Annotated in this window: 19 protein-coding genes; 3 read left to right on the top strand and 16 right to left on the bottom strand. The window is 67.0% G+C overall.

The genetic code is table 11. The features are described from left to right. Positions 1-23: 23 nt before the first annotated feature. From AC3WMA_RS03865 to xdhA, 8 genes are all read right to left on the bottom strand, one after another. Entirely contained in the window at positions 24-323 is a 300-nt protein-coding gene (locus tag AC3WMA_RS03865; RefSeq protein ID WP_492284740.1) for an HU family DNA-binding protein, read from the bottom strand. Positions 324-620: 297 nt separating this feature from the next. After that, positions 621-1,700, bottom strand: a complete 1,080-nt coding sequence (locus AC3WMA_RS03860; RefSeq protein ID WP_492284074.1) for a BMP family ABC transporter substrate-binding protein — start codon at positions 1,698-1,700, stop codon at positions 621-623. A 30-nt stretch (positions 1,701-1,730) separates the two neighbouring features. Further along, positions 1,731-2,654 (bottom strand): ABC transporter permease, encoded by a 924-nt coding sequence (locus tag AC3WMA_RS03855; protein WP_492284073.1) that lies wholly within the window; start codon positions 2,652-2,654, stop codon positions 1,731-1,733. Continuing rightward, entirely contained in the window at positions 2,651-3,715 is a 1,065-nt protein-coding gene (locus tag AC3WMA_RS03850; protein WP_492284072.1) for an ABC transporter permease, read from the bottom strand. The genes AC3WMA_RS03855 and AC3WMA_RS03850 overlap by 4 nt, the downstream gene beginning before the upstream one ends. Further along, on the bottom strand, positions 3,708-5,252 hold the full coding sequence (locus AC3WMA_RS03845) for an ABC transporter ATP-binding protein (protein ID WP_492284071.1): 1,545 nt from the start codon (positions 5,250-5,252) through the stop codon (positions 3,708-3,710). The genes AC3WMA_RS03850 and AC3WMA_RS03845 overlap by 8 nt, the downstream gene beginning before the upstream one ends. Then, positions 5,236-6,078: a xanthine dehydrogenase accessory protein XdhC gene (xdhC, locus tag AC3WMA_RS03840; protein ID WP_492284070.1), complete on the bottom strand. Its 843-nt coding sequence runs from the start codon at positions 6,076-6,078 to the stop codon at positions 5,236-5,238. The genes AC3WMA_RS03845 and xdhC overlap by 17 nt, the downstream gene beginning before the upstream one ends. Next, positions 6,075-8,417: a xanthine dehydrogenase molybdopterin binding subunit gene (gene xdhB / locus AC3WMA_RS03835; RefSeq protein WP_492284069.1), complete on the bottom strand. Its 2,343-nt coding sequence runs from the start codon at positions 8,415-8,417 to the stop codon at positions 6,075-6,077. Before xdhB ends, xdhC begins: the two co-directional genes overlap by 4 nt. Beyond that, entirely contained in the window at positions 8,410-9,900 is a 1,491-nt protein-coding gene (gene xdhA, locus AC3WMA_RS03830; protein ID WP_492284068.1) for a xanthine dehydrogenase small subunit, read from the bottom strand. Before xdhA ends, xdhB begins: the two co-directional genes overlap by 8 nt. A gap of 117 nt (positions 9,901-10,017) precedes the next feature. Here xdhA and guaD point away from each other — a divergent pair, with 117 nt between their 5' ends. Further along, the gene (guaD, locus tag AC3WMA_RS03825; RefSeq protein WP_492284067.1) at positions 10,018-11,343 is read left to right on the top strand and encodes a guanine deaminase; all 1,326 of its coding nucleotides are present in this window, start codon (positions 10,018-10,020) and stop codon (positions 11,341-11,343) included. An 83-nt stretch (positions 11,344-11,426) separates the two neighbouring features. Here the strand turns inward: guaD and AC3WMA_RS03820 are convergent, their stop codons facing one another. The 6 genes from AC3WMA_RS03820 to AC3WMA_RS03795 all read right to left on the bottom strand — a co-directional run bounded on the left by AC3WMA_RS03820 (position 11,427) and on the right by AC3WMA_RS03795 (position 18,832). After that, positions 11,427-12,284 carry a D-amino-acid transaminase gene (locus AC3WMA_RS03820; protein WP_492284066.1) on the bottom strand — a complete coding sequence of 286 codons (858 nt, stop codon included), beginning with the start codon at positions 12,282-12,284 and terminating at the stop codon, positions 11,427-11,429. A gap of 112 nt (positions 12,285-12,396) precedes the next feature. Then, positions 12,397-13,992: a peptide ABC transporter substrate-binding protein gene (locus AC3WMA_RS03815; protein WP_492284065.1), complete on the bottom strand. Its 1,596-nt coding sequence runs from the start codon at positions 13,990-13,992 to the stop codon at positions 12,397-12,399. Between the two features lie 99 nt (positions 13,993-14,091). Beyond that, on the bottom strand, positions 14,092-15,189 hold the full coding sequence (locus AC3WMA_RS03810; RefSeq protein WP_492284064.1) for an alpha/beta hydrolase family protein: 1,098 nt from the start codon (positions 15,187-15,189) through the stop codon (positions 14,092-14,094). A 14-nt stretch (positions 15,190-15,203) separates the two neighbouring features. Further along, entirely contained in the window at positions 15,204-17,504 is a 2,301-nt protein-coding gene (locus AC3WMA_RS03805) for an NADP-dependent malic enzyme (protein ID WP_492284063.1), read from the bottom strand. A gap of 214 nt (positions 17,505-17,718) precedes the next feature. Then, entirely contained in the window at positions 17,719-17,955 is a 237-nt protein-coding gene (locus tag AC3WMA_RS03800; RefSeq protein ID WP_038361355.1) for an Lrp/AsnC ligand binding domain-containing protein, read from the bottom strand. Positions 17,956-18,007: 52 nt separating this feature from the next. Next, the gene (locus tag AC3WMA_RS03795) at positions 18,008-18,832 is read right to left on the bottom strand and encodes an alpha/beta hydrolase (protein WP_492284062.1); all 825 of its coding nucleotides are present in this window, start codon (positions 18,830-18,832) and stop codon (positions 18,008-18,010) included. Positions 18,833-18,973: 141 nt separating this feature from the next. On the opposite strand from AC3WMA_RS03795, the gene AC3WMA_RS03790 reads away from it, so the two are divergent. Further along, positions 18,974-19,972 (top strand): asparaginase, encoded by a 999-nt coding sequence (locus AC3WMA_RS03790; protein WP_492284061.1) that lies wholly within the window; start codon positions 18,974-18,976, stop codon positions 19,970-19,972. A 7-nt stretch (positions 19,973-19,979) separates the two neighbouring features. Here the strand turns inward: AC3WMA_RS03790 and AC3WMA_RS03785 are convergent, their stop codons facing one another. Beyond that, complete coding sequence (locus tag AC3WMA_RS03785; RefSeq protein WP_492284060.1) at positions 19,980-21,350, bottom strand: TIGR03808 family TAT-translocated repetitive protein; 1,371 nt, start codon at positions 21,348-21,350, stop codon at positions 19,980-19,982. Between the two features lie 85 nt (positions 21,351-21,435). After that, complete coding sequence (meaB, locus tag AC3WMA_RS03780; protein ID WP_492284059.1) at positions 21,436-22,422, bottom strand: methylmalonyl Co-A mutase-associated GTPase MeaB; 987 nt, start codon at positions 22,420-22,422, stop codon at positions 21,436-21,438. Between the two features lie 132 nt (positions 22,423-22,554). Here meaB and AC3WMA_RS03775 point away from each other — a divergent pair, with 132 nt between their 5' ends. After that, on the top strand, positions 22,555-23,706 hold the full coding sequence (locus AC3WMA_RS03775) for an alpha/beta hydrolase (RefSeq protein ID WP_492284058.1): 1,152 nt from the start codon (positions 22,555-22,557) through the stop codon (positions 23,704-23,706). The last annotated feature ends 73 nt before the right edge of the window (positions 23,707-23,779 follow it).

Below are 23,779 nucleotides of genomic sequence, written 5' to 3'. Positions count from 1 at the left end.
GCCGCTCGATCCCGATGATGGCCTTACGCCACCGCGTCGGCGAGGTCCTTGGTGACCTTGAACTTCACGACGGTCTTGGCAGGAACCTTGATGGTCGCGCCGGTCGAGGGGTTGCGGGCCTCGCGGGCTTCGCGCTTGGCAGCAGAGAGCTTGCCGATGCCGCCGAGGGTGACGTCGTCGCCCTTCTTGAGGGTCTTGGCGACGGTCGTGCCGAGCGAGGCCAGGATGGCCGAGACGTCGGCCTTGGTCTTGCCGGTCTCTTCGGCGATGGCGGCGATCAGTTCGTTCTTGGTCATGAAATCCTCCTTGAGAAGGTTGTTCAGGCGTCGCGTGCTCGATGACGGCCGTTCATGCTCGTTTCCGGCATGAGCGGCCGCGGCACATGGGTGCCATTCGCGGCGCGCAACTCACGCAGTTGCCACGGCTAACGCGGAAAGACGATGCCCGCGGCGGTAGATACGCACAGGAAACGGCTTCGTTCCATCGGATTCAGGCAGGAACGAGCCCAATTTAGAGCCATGACAGGCTTTTGCGGTCGAATTGACCAACCGTCAGGTGCCGGGACCGGCGAATCGCTGCTGCGGCGGCGGCGTGCAGCCGCAGCAGCGAAAGTGTTGGGATCAGGCCTGGATGCCGTCCACGTACCAGTCCATTTTCGAGAGCATCTCGTCGCTGGCGGTCTCGCCGGCCTTGAGGCGCACGACGCCCTTCTGGTCCTTCAGCTCGCCCGTGAAGGGGTGGAGCGTGCCGGCGATGATGCCCTTGGTCACCTCGTCGGCGGCGGCGCGGGCCGCGGGCGTGACCGCGTCATTATAGGGCGCGATCTTGACCATTCCCTCCTTGAGCCCGTGCCAGACGGCGCCGGTCTTCCAGGTGCCGTCCATGGCCTCCTTGACGCGCTTGATGTAGTAGCCCGACCAGTCGTCGACGATGGCCGAGAGATGGGCCTTCGGCGCGAAGGACCTCATGTCCGAGGCCTGGCCGAAGGCGAAGACGCCACGCTGCTCGGCCGCCTGGAGCGGGGCGGCGGAATCGGTGTGCTGGGTGATCATGTCGGCACCCTGGTCGATCAGCGCCTTGGCGGCATCGGCCTCCTTGGCGGGGTCGTACCAGGTCGAGCACCAGACAACCTTGGTCTTGAAGTTCGGGTTCACCTTGCGGGCGGCGAGGTGGAAGGCGTTGATGCCCATCACGACTTCCGGGATCGGGAAGGAGGCGACATAGCCCGCCTGGCCGGTCTTCGACATATGGCCGGCGATGGTGCCGATCACGGCGCGGCCCTCGTAGAAGCGCGCATCGTAGGTCGCGACGTTCTCGGCCCGCATATAGCCCGTGGCGTGCTCGAAATGGATCTTCGGGAACTGCTTGGCGACCTGGATCGTCGGGTTCATGAAGCCGAAGGAGGTCGTGAAGATCAGCTGGTTGCCGGCCTGGGCGAGCTGGCGGATGGCGCGGGCGGCGTCCGGCCCCTCGGCGACGTTCTCGATGAAGCTCGTCTTGATCTTGGCGCCGTATTCCTTCTCCAGCGCCAGCCGGCCCTGGTTATGCGTCCAGGTATAGCCGTGGTCGCCGATCGGGCCGACATAGACGAAGCCCACGCCGAGCGGGGCCTGCGCCGAAGCGCCGCGGCCGAGGATCGGCAGGGTGGAGGCGGCGGCCGCACCGAAGGTCAGCTTGCGGCGGGTGATGATGCTGGTCATTACGAGAACTCCCCGTTGTGAATTGCGGCGTCAGGACGCCGAGAAGGGTTTGCCGAGGCAGGCGGGCGCGTCGAGCCGGCCGGTCTTCCGTCCTAGCGACATCATGGTCAGAACTGCAATCGTCGCAAGGTAGGGGGCCATCGCCAGAACCTCCGGCGCGAGCCAGGTGACGCCGGCCGCCTTGAGCTGCAGTTCGAGCGTCATCACGGCGCCGAAGAGATAGGCCCCGAGCAGCAGGCGCCCCGGCTTCCAGGCCGAGAAGACGACGAGGGCGAGCGCGATCCAGCCGCGGCCGGCGGTCAGGCGGTCGGCCCACATCGGCGTCAGCGCCAGCGAGAAATAGGCCCCACCGAGCCCGGCCAAGGCGCCACCGAAGGCGACCGCCGCATAGCGGATGGCGACGACCGGATAGCCGATCGCATGGGCCGAGGCATCGTTCTCGCCGACCGCACGCAGGATCAGGCCCGGCCGCGTCCGGCGCAGGAACCAGCTGACGCCAGCGACAAGCGCAAGCGAGAGATAGATCAGGATGTCGTGGCCGAAGATCACGCGCAGGATCGGATGCTCCGACAGCGCTGCCGGAAAGACCGGCTGGAGCCGCGTGATGGTGCGCCCGACGAAGCCCGCACCGATCAGCGAGGAAGCGCCGATGCCGAAGATCGTCAGCGCGAGCCCGGTCGCGACCTGATTGGCGGTGAGCGAAAGCGCCAGTACGGCAAAGACCATCGAGGCGGCGATGCCTGCGGCCATCGCCGCGACGAGGCCGATCCCGGTGCTGCCGGTCGAGAACGCGACGGCGAAGCCAGCGACCGCGCCGCAGAGCATCATGCCCTCGACGCCGAGATTGAGCACGCCCGCCTTCTCGGCGACGAGCTCGCCCAATGCGGCCAGCAGCAGCGGCGTCGAAGCCGCGATCAGGGTCATCAGGATGGAGGCGAGCATGGCGGAGGTCATGCCGTCCTCCGCTTGAAGGCGATCCGCCAGCGCACCAGAACGTCGGTCGCAAGCAGCATGAACAATAGCATCGCCTGGAACAGGCCGGTCGCGGCCTGCGGCAACCGGACGGTCGATTGCGCGATCTCGCCGCCGACATAGGTTCCGGCCAGCACGATGCCGCCGAAGACGATGCCGAGCGGGTTCAACCGGCCGAGGAAGGCGACGATGATCGCGGTGAAGCCGTAGCCGACCGGGAATTGCGGTGTGAGCTGGCCGAACGGGCCGGCGGCCTCGAACAATCCGGCGAGACCGGCGAGCGCGCCGCTGATCAGCAGCGTCGCCCAGGTCGTGCGCGTGGCGCTGAAGCCGCCATGGCGGGCCGCGGCCGGCGCGAGGCCGACGACCTTGATCGCGTAGCCCGCGGTGGTCTTCTCCATCAGCAGCCAGGCGATGACCGCGAGCACGAGCGCGGCGGGAATGCCGAGATGGACGAGCGTCCCCTCCAGCACTGTGGGCAGCGTCTGGTCAGCGGTGAACATCCGCGTCTGCGGGAAGTTGAAGCCGCCCGGGTCCTTCCAGGGACCGCGCACCAGGAAATACAGGAATTGCACGGCGACATAGGTCAGCATCAGGCTGGTCAGGATTTCGCTGACCTGCAATTTCACCCGCAGGAAGGCCGGGATCGCGACCCAGGCCATGCCGCCGAGGATGCCGGCCAGCACCATGGCGGGCAGGATCCACCAACCCGTCATGTCATAGGTCAGGAGGGCGACGCCGGTGCCGGCGATGGCGCCCATGACGTATTGCCCCTCGGCGCCGATATTCCAGACATTGGCGCGGAATCCGATGGCGAGCCCCAGCGCGATCATGACGAGCGGCGCGCCCTTGACCCCGATATCGCCCCAGCGCTGCGGCTCCAGGAACGGCGTCAGGAAGATGCTCTCGACCGCGTGGAAGCCGTCATAGCCCATGGCGGTGAAGACGACCATGCCGATCAGCATCGTGAGCCCGATCGCGATCAGCGGGCTCGCTAGCAGCATCAGCGTGCTCGGCTCGCGGCGGCGGCGCCATTCAAGCATGGGCCGCCTCCGCGCCGTGGACGCCGCCCATCATCAGGCCGATCTCGTCGATGCCGAGGCTCGCGACCGGGCGCGGCGCCGACAGCCGCCCCTCGTTGATGACGCAGAGCCGGTCGGCGAGTTCGAGCAATTCGTCGAGATCCTGCGAGATCACGACGACAGCAGAGCCCTTGGCGGCGAGGTCGACGAGCTCCTGCCGGATCGCGGCGGCAGCGCCGGCATCGACGCCCCAGGTCGGTTGCGACACCACGAGCACGGCCGGCTGCTGGCCGATCTCGCGGCCCATGATGAATTTCTGCAGATTGCCGCCCGATAGCGAGCGGGCGAGCGCCGCATTGCCGGTGGTCCGGACGTCGAAGAGCTTGATCACACCATCGGCGAAGCGCTTCACGCTAGCGCGGCTGATGAAGCCATGCGGCGCCAGCGGCAGGCGATGGCGCGCCGTCAGGATGCCGTTATCGGCGAGCGAGAAATCCGGCACGGCGGCATGGCCGTTGCGCTCCTCGGGCACGCAGGCGAGGCCGAGTGCCCGGCGGGTACCGGCGCCGTCCAGTCCGACAGCTTTCCCGTCGAGCTTGATCGCTTCGGCATGGGTAGCGAGCTGTTCGCCCGAGAGTGCGGTCAGGAGTTCGGCCTGTCCATTGCCCGCGACACCGGCGATGCCGAGTATCTCTCCGGCCCGCGCCTCGAAAGAAACGCTCTCCAGATCGGTGCCGAAAGGCGGCTCACCGGGGAGCGACAGGCCCTTGATCTCCAGCCGGACGGCGCCGGAGCCCGTCGCCTTGCCGTGCTCAATCTTGCGCAGTTCGGCGCCGATCATCAGCTCGGCCATGCGCTTGGTCGTCTCGACCTTGGGGTCGCAGGTCGCGACGACGCGCCCGCCGCGCAGGATCGTGGCGCTGTCGCAGAGTGCTTTGATTTCGTGCAGCTTGTGCGAGATGTAGAGGATCGAGCAGCCCTCAGTCGCGATCTGGCGCAGCGTCGCGAACAGGCGCTCGACCTCCTGCGGCGTCAGCACCGAGGTCGGCTCGTCCATGATCAACAGCTTCGGCTTCTGCAGCAGGCAGCGCACGATCTCGATGCGCTGGCGCTCACCGACCGAGAGCGTATGGACCTCGCGCTCCGGATCGAGCGGCAGCGAATAGGATTGCAGGATCGCGGCGACACGGGCTTTCAGCTCGTCGCGGTCGACGGCTTCGTCGAGCCCGAGCGCGATGTTCTCGATCACCGTCATCGCGTCGAACAGCGAGAAATGCTGGAAGACCATGCCGATGCCGAGCTTGCGCGCGGCCTTGGGCGAGGGGATCGCGACGGGAGAACCGTTCCAGGAGATGGTGCCCTCGTCGGCCTGCTGGACGCCGTAGATGATCTTGACCAGCGTTGATTTGCCGGCCCCATTCTCGCCGAGCAGGGCGTGGATTTCGCCGGGTTGGACGCTCAGGCTGATGTCTTCATTGGCTTTGACGCCGGGAAAGCTCTTCGAGACATGGGCGAGCGCCAGCCGCGACGGCACGTCCTGCTCACGCGGCTGATTCATGTCGCGAACGTCTCCCTTTCGCCGGCTCCCGGCGGCCAAGCAAGCAACGCACCAGCTCGGCTGCCGTCAAGGCCGCGATCACCTCCGGGCGCTTGTCGTCCACATCCGAACCGCCGATCGGGCAGGTCAGGCGCGTGAGCGCCTCGCGCCGCCCGCCGCTGCGCAGGAAGCCGGATTCGAAGCGAGCCCGCTTCGTGGCCGAGCCGATCATGCCGACATAAGCCGCATCGCCGCGCGCCAGCGCCGCCTCGGTCAGCCGATAGTCGAGCGCGTGGCTATGCGAGAGCACGACGAAGGCAGCCTTGGCCGGAGCGCTCGCAATCGCATCGACGGGATCGGCCATGCGGATGCAGGTGACGGCGGCTGGAAGCCCGCTCATGACGTCGTCGCGGTCGTCGATCAGCGAGATGGAGACGGGCAGGGGGGCCAGTGCGTGCGCCAGCGCGCGGCCGGTATGGCCGGCGCCGAAGATCAGGACCGGCGGCCACGCTGCGGCTTCCGCCTTCTCGCGGGCGCTGAACAGGGCGATCTCGGCCGCGCCGACATGGTGCAATGAGACACGCACCCGCCCGCCGCAGCATTGCCCCATCTGCGGCCCGAGCGGGATATCGAGTACCTGATCCTCGGCCCCCTCGCTGAGCATGTGCCGGGCGAGGTCGATGCAATGGAATTCGAGCTGCCCGCCGCCGATCGTGCCAGCGATGGCGCCGGGGCTGACGGCCATGCAGGCGCCGGCCTCGCGTGGGGTCGAGCCTTCCGCCGCCTCTATCCGGACGAGGACGATACCGTCGCGCTGATGGGCGGCGAGGAAGGCGGCGAGGCTCATGGCGCTGCCTCCGCCCTGACCCGCTCGACCGCATCGAGCACCCGTTCCGGGGTCGCCGGCGCGTCGAGGCGTGGGCAAACCCGGTAGTCGCCGACGCTCGCGACCGCATCGGACAGCGCGTGCAGCACCGAGATCGCCAGCATCAGCGGCGGCTCGCCGACGGCCTTGGAGCGATGGATCGTCGGCTCGCGGTTCGGCGCATTCTCCAAGAGATCCACGTTGAAGATGCGCGGCCGGTCGGAGGCGACGGGAATCTTGTAGGTCGAGGGCGCGTGCGTCGACAGCCGGCCCTTCCTGTCCCAGACCAGCTCCTCGGTGGTGAGCCAGCCCATGCCTTGCACGAAGCCGCCCTCGATCTGGCCCTTGTCGATCGCCGGATTCAGCGATTGCCCGCAATCATGCAGGATATCAACGCGCTCGACCTTGTACTCGCCGGTCAGCGTATCGATCGCGACCTCAGCCGCGGCGGCGCCGTAGGCGAAATAGTAGAACGGGTGGCCGCGCCCGGCCTTGCGGTCCCAGTGGATTTTCGGCGTCGCATAGAAGCCCGTCGCCGAGAGCTGGACGCGGGCCATATAGGCGGCGGCGATCAGTTCCCTGAAGGCGATCTCGCGAGCGCCGATTTTCACACGGCCCGGCAGGAAGGCGATGTCGTTCGCCTCGACCTGCCAATGCTTCCCAGCGAATTCCGTCAAGCGCTTCTTGATCGTCTCGCAGGCATCGAGCGCGGCCATGCCGTTGAGATCGGAGCCCGACGAGGCGGCGGTGGCGGAGGTATTCGGCACCTTGCCGGTCGTCGTCGCGGTGATCTTGATCTGGTCGAGCCCGATGCCGAAGGCGTGGGCCACCACTTGCGCCACCTTGATATAGAGCCCTTGGCCCATCTCGGTGCCGCCATGGTTCAGCGCGACCGTGCCGTCGGTATAGACATGGACCAGCGCGCCGGCCTGGTTGAACCAGGTCGCGGTGAAGGAGATGCCGAACTTCACTGGCGTCAGCGCAATGCCGCGCTTGATGACGGGGCTCGCCTTGTTGGCCTCGCGGATCGCCGCCTTGCGCGCCTGATAATCGCAGCGCCGCTCCAGCTCCGCGATGACGTCGCCCGCGATATTGTCCTCGACCGTCTGGTGATAGGGCGTGACGTTGCGTCCGGCGCCGCCATAGAGATTGCGTCGGCGCACCTCCAGCGGATCAAGCCCGGTCGCATAGGCGACCTCCTCGATGAAGCGTTCGGCCCCGACCATGCCTTGCGGCCCGCCAAAGCCGCGAAAGGCGGTGTTCGAGCAGGTGTTGGTGAAGAGCGGCTCGGAGCGGGCACGCACCGCCGGATAGAAATAGCAATTGTCCATGTGGAACAGGGCGCGGTCGGTCACCGGCCCCGACAGATCGGCGTTCCAACCGCAGCGCGCCGCATAGACGGCGTCGAGCGCGTGGATGCGGCCGTCATCGTCGAAGCCGATCTCGTAATCGCAAACGAAATCGTGGCGCTTGCCGGTGATCGCCATGTCATCGTCGCGGTCGGGCCGTAGCTTCACCGGCCGCTTCAGCCTGCGGGCCGCGATGGCAGCGACGCAGGCGAAGAGATTGGCCTGCGTCTCCTTGCCGCCGAAGCCGCCTCCCATGCGCCGGACCTCGACGGTGACCGCGTGCGAGCCGACTCCGAGCACGGCGGCCACCATGTGCTGGACTTCGCTCGGATGCTGGGTCGAGACCAGCACCGCCATGTCGTCGTCCTCGCCGGGGATGGCCAGCGCGATCTGGCTTTCGAGGTAGAAATGCTCCTGCCCGCCGATCGCCATCGCGCCTTTCAGCCGGCGCGGGCTCGCTGCCATGGCGGCTGCGATCTCGCCGCGTTCCAGCTTGAGCGGGGCTGTGACCAGCTTCCCACCGGCTTGGCGGGCGGCGGCGATGTCGATGAGCGGCGTTTCCTCGGCATATTCGGCCTTGGCCAGCGCCGCGGCATGACGCGCCTGCTCACGCGTTTCGGCGACAACGGCAAAGAGCGGCTGGCCGTGGAACAGGACGGCCTCGGTCGCGAAGACCGGCTCGTCACGCAGATGCGTCGAGGAGATGTCGTTCGCGCCGGGGATATCCGCCGCCGTCAGCACGGTGACGACGCCCGGCGCGGCGCGAACCGCTTCCAGATCGAGCGAGAGCAACCGACCATGAGCGATCGTGCTCGTGCCGAGATAGGCGTGCAGCAATCCCTCGGGTGCGGCGATGTCGTCGATATAGAGCGCTTCCCCCGCGACATGCTTAGGCGCGGAATCATGGATGCGGGAGCTACCGAGAGGGCCGCTCTCCACCGGGATATCGAGCTTGCGACGTGCGTCAGCCATGGGCGGCCTCCGCCAGCAGGCCGGCGACCCGCGTCTGCGTCTGCGCTTGCGTCGTCTCGATCAGGAAACGGCGCAGCAGGTTGCCGGCGATCTTGAGCCGATACTGCGCCGAGGCGCGCATGTCGTCGAGCGGCGTGAAATCCTGTGAGAGGGCGGCGATGACTGCCGTGACGGCCATTTCGTTCCAGCGTTGACCGACGAGGGCGGCTTCGGCCGCCGCCGCGCGCTTCGGGATGCCGGCCATGCCGCCATAGGCGAGGCGAGCTTCGCTGATGCGCCCGTCGCTGCCGAGCGTCAGCCGGAAGGCGCCGCAGACGGCGGAGATATCCTCGTCGAAGCGCTTCGAGACCTTGGAGGCATGGAACAGCACGCCCTCCGCCTGCTTCGGCACCAGCACCGCCTCGACGAATTCACCAGGCCGTCGATCCTGCTTGCGGTACTCGATGAAGAAGCTTTCGAGCGGGATGCTCCGGCGCTCGATCCCCGTCCCGCCGCGCCTTGCCAGCACCAGCGTCGCGTCGAGTGCGATCAGGGCCGGCGGCAGGTCGCCGATCGGCGAGCCATTGGCGACGTTGCCGCCGATCGTCCCGGCATTGCGCACCTGCTCGCCGCCGAAGCGGCGCATCAACTCGTCGAGCTGTGGCGAGAGGGCAGCGAGCGCTGTGCGGACGTCGATGTGACCAGCCATCGCCCCAAAGCGCAGATGATCGCCTTCGTTGCTGATGGCGCGCAAAGCTTCGATCCGCCCGAGATAGATGACGGGATCGAGACGCTTCATCGCCTTGGTGACCCAGAGCCCGACATCGGTCGCGCCGGCGACAAGAGTCGCCTGTGGGTGTGCCGCGACGAGTTCGGCCAGTGCTTCGATTGTCGCGGGCGCATAGAAACTCCCGCTATCGCCTTGCAGGGCCAGCGTCTCGGCATCGTTCAGCGCTGCAAGCCGCGCGGCGACGACCTCCCGCTCGCGCAGGAAAGGGTCTGCGTCCCGCGGCGCGATCTCGTTCATGCGGCGGCCGGCGGCGATGATCGACTCGTAGCCGGTGCAGCGGCAGAGATTGCCGGCGAGCGCATCCTCGATGCGGCCGGTGTCCGGGGCCGCCTCGTTGAGTCTCAGCGCCAGCAGCGACATCACGAAGCCCGGCGTGCAGAAGCCGCATTGCGAGCCATGGCATTCCACCATCGCCTGCTGAACCGGGTGAAGGCTGCCATCCGTGCCCTTCAGGTGCTCGACGGTGAGCAACTGGCAGCCGTCCAGCGTCGGCAGGAAGCGGATGCAGGCATTGATCGCCTCGTAGCGCAGCTGCCCGCGATCCAGCCGGCCGACGACGACAGTGCAGGCGCCGCAATCGCCCTCGGCGCAGCCTTCCTTGCTGCCGGTCATGCGCTGGTCGAGGCGCAGCCAGTCGAGCACGGTCAAAGTCGGATCGCAGCGGTCGATCTCGACCAGCCTGTCGCCGAGCAGGAAGCGCAAGCTCTCACGCATCCTGCCCGCCCCATTTGCAAAGCCAATTCATGCCTCCAGATTAGGCATGATCTGCGCTTGGCCGGAAGCTTCGATTTGGTGCAGATGTGATGTGGAATTGTGCCGGAGCTGCCCGACGTGACTGCACCAACCGCTTTGCGCGCGCTGCGCGGTCGCCTGCTCTGGTTCGTCGATGACCCGCAGACTGCCGGTGAATCGGCGCATCGCTTCATCGAGGATGGGCTACTCGTCATCGAGAACGGGCTGGTCAAGGCGGCCGGCGAGGCGCGGGAATTGCTGCGGACGCTGCCGGTCGATGCCGAGATCGTCGACCATCGCCCGCATCTGATCATGCCGGGCTTCATCGACGCCCATATCCACATGCCGCAGACGCAGGTCGTTGCCTCCTATGGCGCGCAATTGATGGAGTGGTTGAACAAATACACCTTCGTCGAGGAGCAGAAGCTCAGCGAACAGGGCCATGCCGAGAAGCTCTCGCGCTTCTTCCTCGATGAATTGCTGGCCAACGGCACGACCACGGCGGCGGTCTATGCTTCAGTCCATCCGCAATCGGCCGAGGCGTTCTTCACGGAATCGCAGCGCCGCAACACCCGCATGATCGCCGGCAAGGTGATGATGGACCGTAACGCGCCGGAGGCCCTGACCGACACGGCCGAGAGCGGCTATCGTGATTCGAAGGCATTGATCGCGCGTTGGCACGGCAAGGGCCGGCAGCTCTATGCGATCACGCCGCGCTTCGCGATCACCTCGACGCCGGAGCAACTGGCGGCGGCAGGGAAGCTGGCGGCCGAGCATCCCGACTGCCATGTCCAGACCCATATCGACGAGAACCGCGCCGAGATCGCCTTCGCCCGCGAGCTCTATCCGGAAGCTGCGGATTATGCCGACATCTATCGGCGTTACGGACTGCTCGGCCCGAAAAGCCTGATGGGTCATTGCATCCACATGACCCACAATGAGTGGCAGGCTTTTGCGGAGACAGGGGCGGTTGCGGTGTTCTGCCCGACCTCGAACCTCTTCCTCGGTTCAGGGCTGTTCGACTGGGCTCATGCGAGACAGCGCGGCGTCAAGGTCGCGGTCGCCACCGATATCGGCGGCGGCACCTCCTATTCGATGCTCAGGACCATGGCCGAGGCCTACAAGGTGTTGCAGCTCCAAGGGCAAAGCCTGTCGGCTTTGGAAGCCCTGCATGCGATCACGCGGGGCAATGCCGTGGCGCTCGGCCTCGATCAGCTGATCGGGAGCTTCGAGACCGGTCGCGAGGCGGATGTCGTCGTGCTCGATACGGGCGCGACGCGGGCGATGGCGCACCGCATGGAAACGGTGCGCGATCTCGCGGAGGAGCTGTTCGTGCTCGTCACGCTTGGCGACGAGCGCAATGTCGCCGCGACCTATGTGATGGGGGAATTGGCCGCCGGCTCGTCATTCTCGGGCGGCGTGTAGCGCCGACCCGAGAAACTCATGACGAGAAAGCTGGTTTCCGAGATGGTCGGGTCAAGCCCGACCATGACGGCTGTTGGAGTGCCTCAGCCGAGAACGCCACCCTTGCGGGCGTAGTCGATATAGATTTCGCGCAGGCGCAGCGCGGTCGGGCCGGGCGCGCCGTTATGGATCGTGTGGCCGTCGATCGTGGTCACCGGCATGACGAGGCTGGTCGCGGAGGTGATGAAGGCCTCCTCGGCGTCGAGCGCCTCTTCCAGCGTGAATTCACGCTCTTCGAAGCTGAAGCCGGATTCGGCGAGATAGGCGAGCACCGCCTTGCGGGTGATGCCCGGCAGCACCTTGTTGGAGAGCGGGCGCGAGATCAGCGTCTTGCCCTTGACGATCCAGGCGGTGGAGGAAGCGCCTTCCGTCACCACGCCGTCCTCGGTGAGCCAGGCCTCCTGCGCGCCATTTTCCAGCGCGAACTGCTTGGCGAGCACGGGGGCGAGCAGGTTGACGCTCTTGATGTCGCGGCGGGCCCAGCGCAGGTCCGGGGTCGAGACGACCTTGATGCCGGTCTTGGCCGTCGGCGCATTCACGAAGTTGCGGGCCTGGGTGAACATCACCAGCGTCGGCTGGACATCCTTCGGGAACGGGAAGTCGCGGTCGGCCGCGCCGCGCGAGACCTGCAGGTAGATGCCGCCCTCGTCGAGAGCGTTGCGCTTGATCAGCTCCTCATGGATCGCGACGAGCTCGGCCTTCGACCAGGGCAGGGCAAGCCGGATTTCGCCGCAGGAGCGCTCGAGCCGGGCCAGATGCGCCTCGCAATCGACCAGCTTGCCGCCGATCACCGCCGAAACCTCGTAGATGCCGTCACCGAAGATGAAGCCGCGGTCGAAAACGGAGATCTTGGCCTCTTCCTCGGGAAGATAGGCGCCATTGACGTAGACGATGCGGCTCATCGATGCGGACTCGCTGATTGGAAGGGAACGCCGGACCTTCCTAGCGAAGCTTGGCGCCGCTTGCGAGCCTCAAGGCGGGGAAACGGCCCGGCGTCTGATGCAGGGCCGGCGTTCAGGCCTTCAGGCTCAGGAACCGCGTCGGGATCGCGCCGCGCAGGTTCTGCTCGAAGCCCGAGAGCTTCGGCGAGACCAGGTTCTTGGTCGAGTAATGCAGCACCGGGATCCAGGGCTCCTCGCGGATGACGATGCTGTCGGCTTCACGCAGGATCGCGGCGCGCCGGGCGATGTCGAGTTCCTCGGCAGCGAGCTTCATCAGCGCATCGAATTGCGGGTTCCGGTACTTGCCGATGTTGAAGCCGGCATTGTCGCTCTCGAACAGGAAGAGGAAGTTCTGCGGGTCGGAATAGTCGCCGATCCAGCCGTAGCGGGCGACGTCGAAATCGCCGCCGTCGCGCAGATAGGCGAAATGCGTGCGGAAATCGGTCTCGACGAAGCGGGTTTCGACCCCGATGGCGCGCCACTGTTCCGCTATTGCCTCGGCGGTGCGGCGGTTGTTGTCGGTGGTGTTGAAACGGAATTCGACCTGGAGCGGCACGCTGCCGAACCCGGCCGAGGCGAGCAGGCGCCTGGCTTCGTCCTCGCGCTCCAGCACCGAGGCATGGCGGAAATCGAGTTCGGCGCGCTCGCCGTAATTGCCGATATGCGGGGGGATCACGCCATAGGCCGGCAGCATCGTCCCACCCCAGATCCGGTCGGCGATGAATTCGCGGTCGATCTGCAGCGAGAGCGCCCGCCTGACACGCTCATCGTCGAAAGGCGGCTTGGCGCTGTTGATGATCAGGAAATAGGTCGCGAGATAGGGGCCGATGCGGACCTGATCTCCCAGCTTCTCCTTCAGCGCCTTGAACTGGTCGGCGGGTATGTCGGTCGTGAGATGCAACTCCCCGGCCTGGAAGCGTCTCGCGGCGGCCGCGAGGTCCGAGGCCGGATAGAAGATCACGGTGTCGATCTTCACTTCAGTGGCCGCATGGAAATGCGGATTGCGGTCGAGCCGGATATGCGAGTTCGGTGCGAACTCCCTGAGCATATAGGGGCCGTTGGTGATCCAGTTCTCCGGCCGCCCGGGCTCCTGCGCCGCCCTGGCCGCGCTCGCCTGGTGGACGGGTAGGGCGCTCTGATGGGTGAGCAGTTCGAGGAGATAAGGCGTCGGCTGCTCCAGCACGATCTCCAGCGTGCCCTCGTCGGGAGCGCTGACGCCGAGCGTCTCAAGCGAGGAGCCGGCGGCGGCCTTATGGATCGCCTCGGCATTGCGGATCGGGAAGAGCAGGTTGGCGTATTTCGCGCCGGTTTCGGGATCGATGATGCGCCGGAAGGAATAGACGAAATCCGAGGCCTTGACCGGGTCGCCGTTCGACCATCTGGCATTGCCGCGCAGCTTGAAGCGCCAAGTCTTGCCGTCCGGGCTCATCGTCCAGCTTTCGGCCACGCCGGGCACGACCTCGCCCTTCATGTCGTGGATGACGAGGCCCTCGCGCAGATCGCGCAGCAGATGGGCTTCCGCGACGGTCGAGGTCTTGTGCGGATCGAGCGTCTCGGGATCGCCGTCATTGCCGCGGTGGAAGACGATGCGGCCCTGCGCAGCGGCGCGGGTCGCGGCCAGGATGGCGGCGAAGGCCAAAGGGACATGGCGGCGCGTGACGTCGAGCATGGCAACCTCCCTCAGCCGGGCGCCGTTGCGAGCGATGCCCGACTGATGAAGTAGAGCCTGCCTGATTGAGTCTGCCAAGTCGGAAAAGCCGACCTTGCGCTAGGGGGCTTCGACGGCCCGGTCGTTCTCGAAGACCACGCGGCAATCCCCGGCCTTCTTGCCGCAATCCGCCAGCGTGTTCCGTCGGGCTGTTTCGAGGTCCCGTTCGCCAAAGCGATAGGTGAAGCTCTTGCCCGTCGGGCTCACGGCCATCGCCTTTTCACCGGGAGCGCTGAAATAGTTCTCGAATACCGGAGCACGGCCTTCGAGCCCGATGCGTTCGAATTCTGCCTTGGGCCGTCCGGGCGTCAGGGTCGGCAGGTTCCAGGCACGCAAGGAGGCGTCCATCTCCCGCAACCAGACAAAACGGGCTCGGCCGTTCTGGAAAGCCGCGTGGCCGCGAGGGAGGACTTCCGGCAACGCAATGAGGCGCACGTCGCCGCCACGGTCGAGGGCCGCCGCCCGGATGCGGTCGACCAGGGATGGTGGGAAAAGCTCGTCGTTGCCGGCATAGACCCAGAGCTGCGGCAGCGTATCCTTCCACGGCCAGTGCAGGATGGTCGCGACAAGTGCGTCCCGGCCCTTCTCGACGCAATCACCGAGTTCGAGCCCGCCGGCGACGTTGATCACCGCCTTCAGGCCCGGCGGCTTGCGCTGGGCCAGTGCCATGACCGCGGCGCCGCCTGCCGATTCGCCCAGGGCGATGATGCGGTCGGACGCGACGTCGGGGCGCTCGGCCAGCGCCTTGAGCGCGGCCTCGAGTTCCTTCGCGTCGCTCTCGAAGCGCTGCGCCATGTCGGGCAGTGCGCAGCCCGCGCCTTCCGTCGAGAAGGGACCGTCCGATTGTCCGAAGCCACGCCGGACGACGACAGCGGCAAGCCAGCCACGGCGGGCGAGATCGCGGGCGATCGAGGCGTAGTTGACGGCGCGCAGATCGCTCATCCGCATATTGCCCGGCGCCTTGCCGTGCGTGATCAATGCGAGTGGCAACTTGCCCGAGCCCCGATCCGGGCGGATGATCAGGGTTTCGAGGCGCGCTGCGCGGCCTTCGATCTGGACGCGCAGGAATCCGGGCTCCTCGCGCAGCACCTCCTGTGCCCCTGCCGCCGCCGCGGGCAGGCAGAGGCCGATGACAAGGGCGGGCAGGACGCGTGCCATGGGCCCCGTGCCGGCTAGCCGGCCGCCGCAGCGGCTGCGCGCTCCTGCGCCTCGACCACCGCGACGGCGGTCATGTTGACCACGCCGCGCGCCGTCACCGAGCCGGTGAGGATATGCGCGGGCTTGGCCGTGCCGATCAGGATCGGGCCGACCGGCAGCGCATCGGCCATCACCTTGGCGAACTGGTAGGAGATGTTGGCGGCGTCGAGATTGGGGAAGATCAGGATGTTCGCCACATCCTTCAGCGTCGAGGAGGGCAGGACGCGCTCGCGGATCAGCGGGACGAGAGCGGTGTCGGCCTCCATCTCGCCGTCGCATTCGAGATGCGGCGCACGCTCGCGGATCAACTTCAGCGCCTTGCGCATCTTGAGCGAGGAGGGCGTATCGGCCGCGCCGAAATCGGAATGCGAGAGCAGGGCGACTTTCGGGGCGATGCCGAAGCGCTGGACATGATCGGCCGCGAGCACGGTCATGTCGGCGATCTCTTCCGCCGTCGGGTCGTGCTTCACATGCGTGTCCGACAGGAAGAAGGCGCCCTTGTTGGTGATGATCAGCGTCATCGCCGCGATGTCGCAGACGCCCGGCGCCAGGCCGATGATGTCCTTGATATGCCGCAGCCGCGACATGAACCGGCCTTCGAGGCCCGAGATCATCGCATCGGCCTCGCCCCGCGCCACGGCGAGCGCCGCGATCACGGTGTTGTTGGTGCGAACCAGCGCGCGGGCGGCTTCCGGCGTGATGCCGCGCCGGCCGGCGATGTCGAGATAGCTCTGGACGTAGTCGCGATAGCGCGGGTCGTCCTCGGGGTTGACCACCTCGAAATCGGTGCCGGGCCTGAGCGTCAGGCCGAAGCGCTGGATGCGGGTCTCGATCACGCTCGGGCGGCCGATCAGGATCGGGATCGCGAGCCCTTCCTCCAGCGCGACCTGGGCGGCGCGCAGCACGCGCTCGTCCTCGCCCTCGGCGTAGATCACCCGCTTGGGATCGGCCTTGGCCTTCTGGAACAGCGGCTTCATCAGGAAGCCGGAGCGGAAGACGAAGCGCGAGAGCTGCTCGCGATAGGCCTCGACATCGACCAGCGGCTTGCGGGCGACGCCGGTGACCATGGCGGCCTCGGCGACGGCCGGGGCGATGCGCATGATCAGGCGCGGATCGAACGGGTTCGGGATCAGCGAGTTCGCGCCGAAGGTCGAGGCCTCGCCGCCATAGGCGCGCGCCGCGATGTCGGAGGTTGCCTCGCGGGCGAGCGAGGCGATGGCGCGCACCGCGGCGAGCTTCATCGCCTCGTTGATCGTCGTCGCCTGCACGTCGAGCGCGCCGCGGAAGATATAGGGAAAGCACAGGACGTTGTTGACCTGGTTCGGATAGTCCGAGCGGCCGGTGCAGATCATCGCGTCCGGACGCACCGCGAGCGCGTCCTCGGGCGTGATCTCGGGATTTGGGTTGGCGAGCGCCAGGATCAGCGGCTTCGGCCCCATTTGCTTCGCCATCTCGGGCTTCAGCACGCCGGCGGCGGAGAGGCCGAGGAAGACGTCGGCGCCGCCGATGACCTCGGCCAGGGTCCGGGCGTCGGTCTCCTGCGCATAGACCTCTTTCCAGCGGTCCATCAGCGTGTTGCGGCCCTTGTAGACCACGCCGTCGAGATCGGTGAGCCAGATATTCTTGCGCTGCGCGCCCAGCTCGACCAGCAGGTTGGTGCAGGCGAGTGCGGCCGCGCCCGCGCCGGAGACGACGATCTTGACGTCGGCGATCTTCTTGCCGGCGAGGTCGAGCCCGTTGAGGACGGCGGCCGAGACGATGATCGCCGTGCCGTGCTGGTCGTCATGGAAGACCGGGATCTTCATCCGGGCCTTGAGCTGCTCCTCGATCTCGAAGCATTCCGGCCCCTTGATGTCCTCGAGATTGATGCCGCCGAAGGTCGGCTCCAGCGCCGCGACCACCTCGACGAATTTCTCGATGTTCTTCTGCTCGACCTCGATGTCGAAGCAGTCGATCCCGGCGAATTTCTTGAAGAGGACGGCCTTGCCCTCCATCACCGGCTTGGAGGCGAGCGGGCCGATATCGCCGAGGCCGAGTACGGCGGTGCCGTTGGTGATGACGGCGACGAGGTTCTGGCGCGAGGTCAGCTCGGCCGCCTCGGAGGGATCGTCGACGATCGCCTCGCAGGCGGCGGCGACGCCGGGCGAATAGGCGAGCGCCAGGTCGCGCTGGTTGCCGAGCGGCTTGGTCGCCTGGATCTCAAGCTTACCGGGCCGGGGCTGGCGGTGATAGACGAGCGCGCCCGAGCGCAGATCGGTGGAGAGCGTGCTTTTCATGGCGCGAAGATCCCTGCAGTCCGAAGGATGCTGGTCGCGCGAAAGCCCCCATGCCGTCAAGCCGTCGACACCGCTAGCAGTTTCGCCGGTGCGGAAAGGGTGATGCGGGCGCGAACTTGAATCAATCTGGCAAGATGCTGAATCGGCTTGCGAGAAACCACACGCAAGCGTTGGAAACGATTCGACAAATTTCCAGCGCCGCCGGCGCGAAGGATCAGAACGCCTTGAACGTGATGATCGTGTGGGTGTCGGCGATCTCGGGAATCGACTGCACTTTCTGCGCGACGAAATGGCCGATATCGACATCGGCCGCCACGTGGAACTTGGCCAGGATGTCGTAATTGCCGGCGGTCGAGTAGATCTCGGAAGCGATCTCGCGATCGGCCAGTTCGCTGGCGACCTCGTAGGTCTTGCCGAGCTTGCATTTGATCTCGACGAAGAAGGTCTGCATCGCGCGCTCCGAAACTCTGATGGGTCTGGATAGAATCTTCGGTGCGATGAGATCAAGCGCCGGCGAGCGCGGCGATCCGCCGGGTCATCGCATTTTCCGGGTCGGTCAGTCCGGCGATCACGGTGAAATGGTTGGCGCCGGGGATTTCCTCATAGCGTGTCGTCACCCCTTCCAGCCCCCAGACATCGACGAGCCGGCGGCTCTGCCGGTGGTACTCGTCGCTCTCGGCGCCGCCGACCACGGCATCCATCGTCAATCGCGAGGGAGCTGGCCAGAACAGCGGGCTTTCCAGTTCCGCGGCGGCCAGGTCGAGATTCAGCGCCTTGTTGATGCTGGTCTCAGTGAGGGGCTTCAGGTTGTAGAGGCCTGAGATGCCATAGGCGGCTGGCACCAGATGATCGGGCAGATCGGGATCGACATTCTTCCAGTCGGTAGCGAGCGTGCAGGCGCTGAGATGGCCGCCGGCGGAATGGCCGGACGCGACGACCGGCAGGCCGAAGCGCCGCCATAGCGCCGCTGCTACCTGCTGCAGTTCCCAGACGATATGGCCGAGATGGACCTGCGGGCAGAGATCGTAGCCGACGACCGCGACCGGTAATCCGAGGCGGTTCAGCCCGCGCGCCATATGCGAGAAATAGCTGCGGTCGAGCGCCTGCCAGTAGCCGCCATGGATGAACATCACCAGCGCGTTGCCGCGGATCGTCTCGGGCTTGAACAGGTCATAAGCCTGACGCACGCCCTCGCCGTAGGGGACATCGAGCTCGCACAGCGCCTCGCTGCGATAGGCGGCGGCATCGGCCTGCCAACCGGCGATGATTCCCGGATGTTCCGGCACGCGGGCGCGGTTGTTGTATTCGGTCTCGTAGTCCGGCGACATCGGTCTTCCATCGCTGAAGGGCGCGGGTCTGCTGGGCGGCACCGTGGCAGCCCGGCGCGCTTCGCGCCAGCGCTTTTGACAGGACCCCGCGTCGGCGCCAAAAGGCGGCAAGCTCGCAGCAGGCGGGCAACGGAGGTCGCCATGGAAAACCCTGTTCTCGCCGAGGTCACGCGCGGCAATGTCGTCGAATCGCGCCATCGCGGCGCGGCGATCGTCGTCGATGCCGATGGCGGCGTGGTGTTCTCGGCCGGCGATGTCGAGCGTCCCGTCTTCCCGCGTTCGGCCGTCAAGGCGATCCAGGGCCTGCCATTGATCGAGAGCGGCGCCGCCGACCGCTATGGGCTGACCGCGGCCGAGATCGCGCTCGCCGTCTCCTCGCATTCGGGCGAGCCGCTCCATGCCGAAACCTCGCTCGCGATGCTGAGCAAGGCCGGCCGCGATGCCGGCTGCCTCGAATGCGGCGCGCATTGGCCTTCGAACGAGCTGGTCTCCCGCGCCCTGGCGAAATCGGGCGCCGAGCCCAGCGCCCTCAACAACAACTGCTCCGGCAAGCATGCCGGCTTCGTCTGCCTGTCCTGCAACATGGACGAGGACCCCAAGGGCTATGTGACGGCGGGCCACCCGGTACAGCAGGCCGTGCGCGGCGCGCTGGAGGCGGTGACGGGCGCCGCGCACAGTGCCGACCGCATGGGCATCGATGGCTGCTCGATCCCGTCCTATGCCGTGCCGCTTTCGGCGCTGGCGCTGGGCTTCGCCCGCTTCGGCACCGGCCGCGGCTTCGGGCCGGAGCGGGCGAAGGCGGCGGCGCGTATCCGGGCGGCGGCTGCCGCCCATCCCTTCATGGTCGCCGGCACCGGCCGCTACGACACCCGCCTGATGGACCTGCTGGGTGAGCGCGCCTTCACCAAGACCGGCGCCGAAGGCGTCTATTGCGCGTCTCTGCCGGAGCTGGGTTACGGCATCGCCCTGAAATGCGATGATGGCGCCGGCCGTGCCGCCGAGATCGCACTCGGCGCGCTGATCGCACGTTTCCTGCCGATGGACGACGCAACGCAGGCCGCCTTCGCGCCGCTGCGCGAGACCGTGCTGAAGAACTGGAACGGCATCGAAGTGGGCCGGATTCACGCTTCCGCGGTCTGAGCCGGGCTCAACGCACCGCATTGTTCGCGACCACGATCCCCGAGGCCCTGGCATCGGGGGCCTTGGTCAGGTCGCCCGTGACGGGCTTGCCGTATTCGGTGCCGATCACGGCGCCGTCGCGGGCCTCGGCGATGACGTTGTTGGCGACCAGCGCGTTGCGCTCCTTCGGCACCAGGGAGACCGAGACGCCGATCCCGGTCTTGCGGATGACGTTGCCGGTGGCGGCGAGATTGCGCATGCCCCAGGACCAGCCGAGCGCGATGCCGATATCGCTGGCCTCCTCGATGACGTTGCCGGTCACCACTGCTTCCGCCTCGACATGGATGCCGTAGCCGCCGACCGGGTCCTTGCTGTAGGGCACGGCCTTGCGCGTCGCCCGGCGGATGATGTTGTTGGCGCAGACCGCCATGCGCCCACCCTGGTCGAGATTGGTCATGGAGGCGCCGGACGTGCAGTCCTCGACATGGTTGTTGGCGATGATCGCGCCCTCGAAGGCGAATTCGCTGTAGAGCGCGACCTCGCCGCAGCGCCGCCCCTGATTGCCGAGAATCTGGACGCCCGAGCCGGAATTGTTGCGGATGAAGCTCAGAGCGCAGTCGCGCAGCTGGTTGCCCTCGATGATGACGCCGCCGGCGCGGAAGACGCTGATGCCGTTGCCGTTCTGCCCGCTGCCGCCGCCATCGGTGCGGATGCGCAGGACATGGTTGCCGCGCACGATCGATCCGTCGTCGCCCACCTGGCTGCGCCAGACCTGGATGCCGTTATTGCCGCAATCTTCGACCCGGTTCTGCTCGACGGTGAGCCCTCTCGAATCGATGGCGAACAGGGCGGCATCCCGCATGTCGCGGAAGCGGCTCGCCGTGACGCGTCCGCCGCAACGATCGAGCGTCAATCCAACCGAGCCAGCCTTGGTGAAGGCGCAGCCGGAAATCGTGAGCTCGCCGACATTCTCCGCCACAAGCAAACCGCTGCGCTGGGCCGAGGGGATGTCGAGCCCGTCGAAGCTCAGGCCGATCAGCTCGGCTCGGCCGATATTGCGCGCGACCAGCAGGGGCTGGCCGCTTGCCGTGACGAAGTGCGTTTCGCCGGGCACACCGACGATCCGAGCATTCTCGGGCAGGGTGACGCTGCCGACCCGGTAGCGGCCGGGTGGCAACAGGAGCGGGCTTCCGCGCGTGGCAGCCTGCTTGAGGGCGGCCTGCAACTGCCGCGACTGATCCTCGGTGGCGCCGGGCCGCAGCCCTAACTGGCTGGCGTCAAGTCCGAGATGGCCGAGCGGACCGGCAGCCGTGCCGCGCGACTGTGCCGAGGCGGGCAGAACGGCCGAGGCCGTGCCGAAAAGGCCCATCGCCAGCGCGCTGCGTCGGGAAAGCACCATGGAAACTCCTGCTCGGCTGCGACGGATCAAGCCGCATGCCAGCCTCGGCTGTGCCGATCTGGAACCGGGGTGCACGACGCGAGCCCTACAATCCCAGCGCCCGCGCGATCTCGTCCGCCGCGGATGTCGGGGGCAGGCGGCCGGCCGCGACGGCGGCCTCCAGCTCCGGGGTGCGGGCCTTCAGCGCGGGATCGTGCCGGAGCCTGGCCTGCAACCGGTCCTGCACCATCGCCCACATCCATTTGACGTCCTGCCGGCGGCGCTTTTCGGCGATCAGTCCCTTGGCCTCGAAGCGGGCGCGGTGATCCTCGACCTTCGACCAGAGCGCGTCGAGCCCGAGCCCGGTCAATCCCGAGATCGTCACGACCGGCGTGCTCCACAGCGACGAGGCGGGCGCCAGAATGTGCAGGGCCGCCTTGTACTGGGCGGCGGCCGCGCGGGCAGGCGTCGCGCCGTCGCCATCGGCCTTGTTGACCGCGATCATGTCGGCGAGCTCGATGATGCCCTTCTTGATGCCCTGCAATTCGTCGCCGGCATTGGGCAGCATCAGCACGAGGAAGAAATCGGTGAGGTCGGCGACTGCGGTCTCCGACTGGCCGACGCCAACCGTCTCGACCAGGATCACGTCGAAGCCGGCGGCCTCGCAGAGCAGCATCGTCTCGCGGGTCTTGGCGGCGACGCCGCCGAGCGTGCCCGAGGAAGGCGAGGGGCGGATATAGGCATTGGGGTCGATCGCGAGCCGGGCCATCCGCGTCTTGTCGCCGAGGATCGAACCGCCGGTGCGGGTCGAGGACGGGTCGACCGCGAGCACAGCGACCTTGTGGCCTTTTTCCGTGAGATAGGTACCGAGCGCATCGATCGTGGTCGATTTGCCGACGCCGGGCACGCCGGTGATGCCGACCCGGATGGCGCGGCCGGTATGCGGGAGCAGCCGCTGGATCAGGGCCTGCGCCTGCTCGCGATGGTCGGCACGGCGCGATTCCGCCAGCGTTATCGCCCGGGCCAGCGCTGCGCGCTCGCCGGCGAGGATCGCGTCGCCGAGCGGATCGGCTGGAGAGCTGCTGTCGACCATGCCTCCAGTTAGCAAGTCGCGGGAGCGGGCGACAAGGCGTCCTCGCGCTTCACTTGCTTCATCACTGTGTCATGTGCGCATCTTGTGAATTCGCTGTTGCGGTGAGACGACTTGGCAATGATGTGCGTGGCGATGCGGCTTCGTGTTTTCCTGTTGGCCCTGTTCCTCCCGCTGGCGCTTGCGGCCTGCGGCACGCCGCGCGTGCTGGAGCTGAGCCAGGCCCCTAAGGCGGACGTCGCGGGGACCGTCCAGATCTATGTCGCGACGACCCGCGAAGCCTCGGCGCAGCCGGTCTATTTCAGCGGCGAGCGTGGGCCGAAGCTCTCCTTCGCCCGCCTCGACATCACCGTGCCGCTCGTCCACAAGTCCGGCAATCTGGAGCTGCCTGACTCGGGCCCGGGCGACCCGGCGAAGCATTTCACCGCGACCAATCTCCAGAAGCTCGACCTCGCGCCGGTCGTTTCCGACGTGCGCAGGGAGCTCGCACGGCGGCCGGCTTCCCAGCGCGACGTGCTGGTCTTCGTCCACGGCTACAACACGAATTTCGCCGATTCCGTCTATCGCTTCGCCCAGATCGTCCATGATTCCGGCTTCAAGGGCGTGCCGGTGCTGTTCACCTGGCCCTCGCGCGGCCAATTGCTGGCCTATCCGTATGATCGCGAAAGCGCCTTCTATTCCCGCGATTTCCTCGAGGCGAACCTGCGTGCCATCGCCCGCGATCTCGGTCCGTCGCGGATGGACATCCTCGCTCATTCCATGGGCACGCTGCTGACGCTGGAGACGCTCCGGCAGGCCGCGATCCGGGGCGACGGCGCCTTCGGCGGCAAGCTGCGCGACGTCATGCTCGCGGCACCCGACGTCGATCTGGACGTGTTCCGGATGCAGATGCGCGAAATCCGGCGGCCGATAACGGTTTTCGTTTCGGCTGATGACCGGGCGCTCGACTTCTCCCGGCGCTTCGCCGGTGACAAGAAGCGGCTCGGCGCAGTGTCGAGCAAGGACACCGAGACGATCGCGGAGCTGGAAAAGCTCGGCGTCAAGCTGATCGACCTCTCCGAGGTCTCATCCGGGGATAGCCTCAACCACGCGAAATTCGCGTCCTCGCCGAAAGTGGTGCAGCTCATCGGCCAGAGGCTGCAGCAGGACAAGGGCATTGGCTTCGCCGGGCCGCAATTCGGCGACCGGTTGGGCGATGTCGCCGGCGGCGTGATGGGCACGGTCGGCTCGACCGTCGGGCTCGTCGTCACCGCACCGATCACGATCATCTCCGGCGCGGCGCAGTGATGTCGCTTCCGTGCAACGCCTGCGCGATTGCGCGCAGGCGGCGGCAGCCTTGCCCCATTCTGGCCGCCTTGCC

The organism is Allobosea sp. FW305-C-101 (assembly GCF_058783685.1).
Note: the sequence above shows the minus strand (reverse complement) of the source record. Positions and strands in the feature narration are given on the sequence as shown.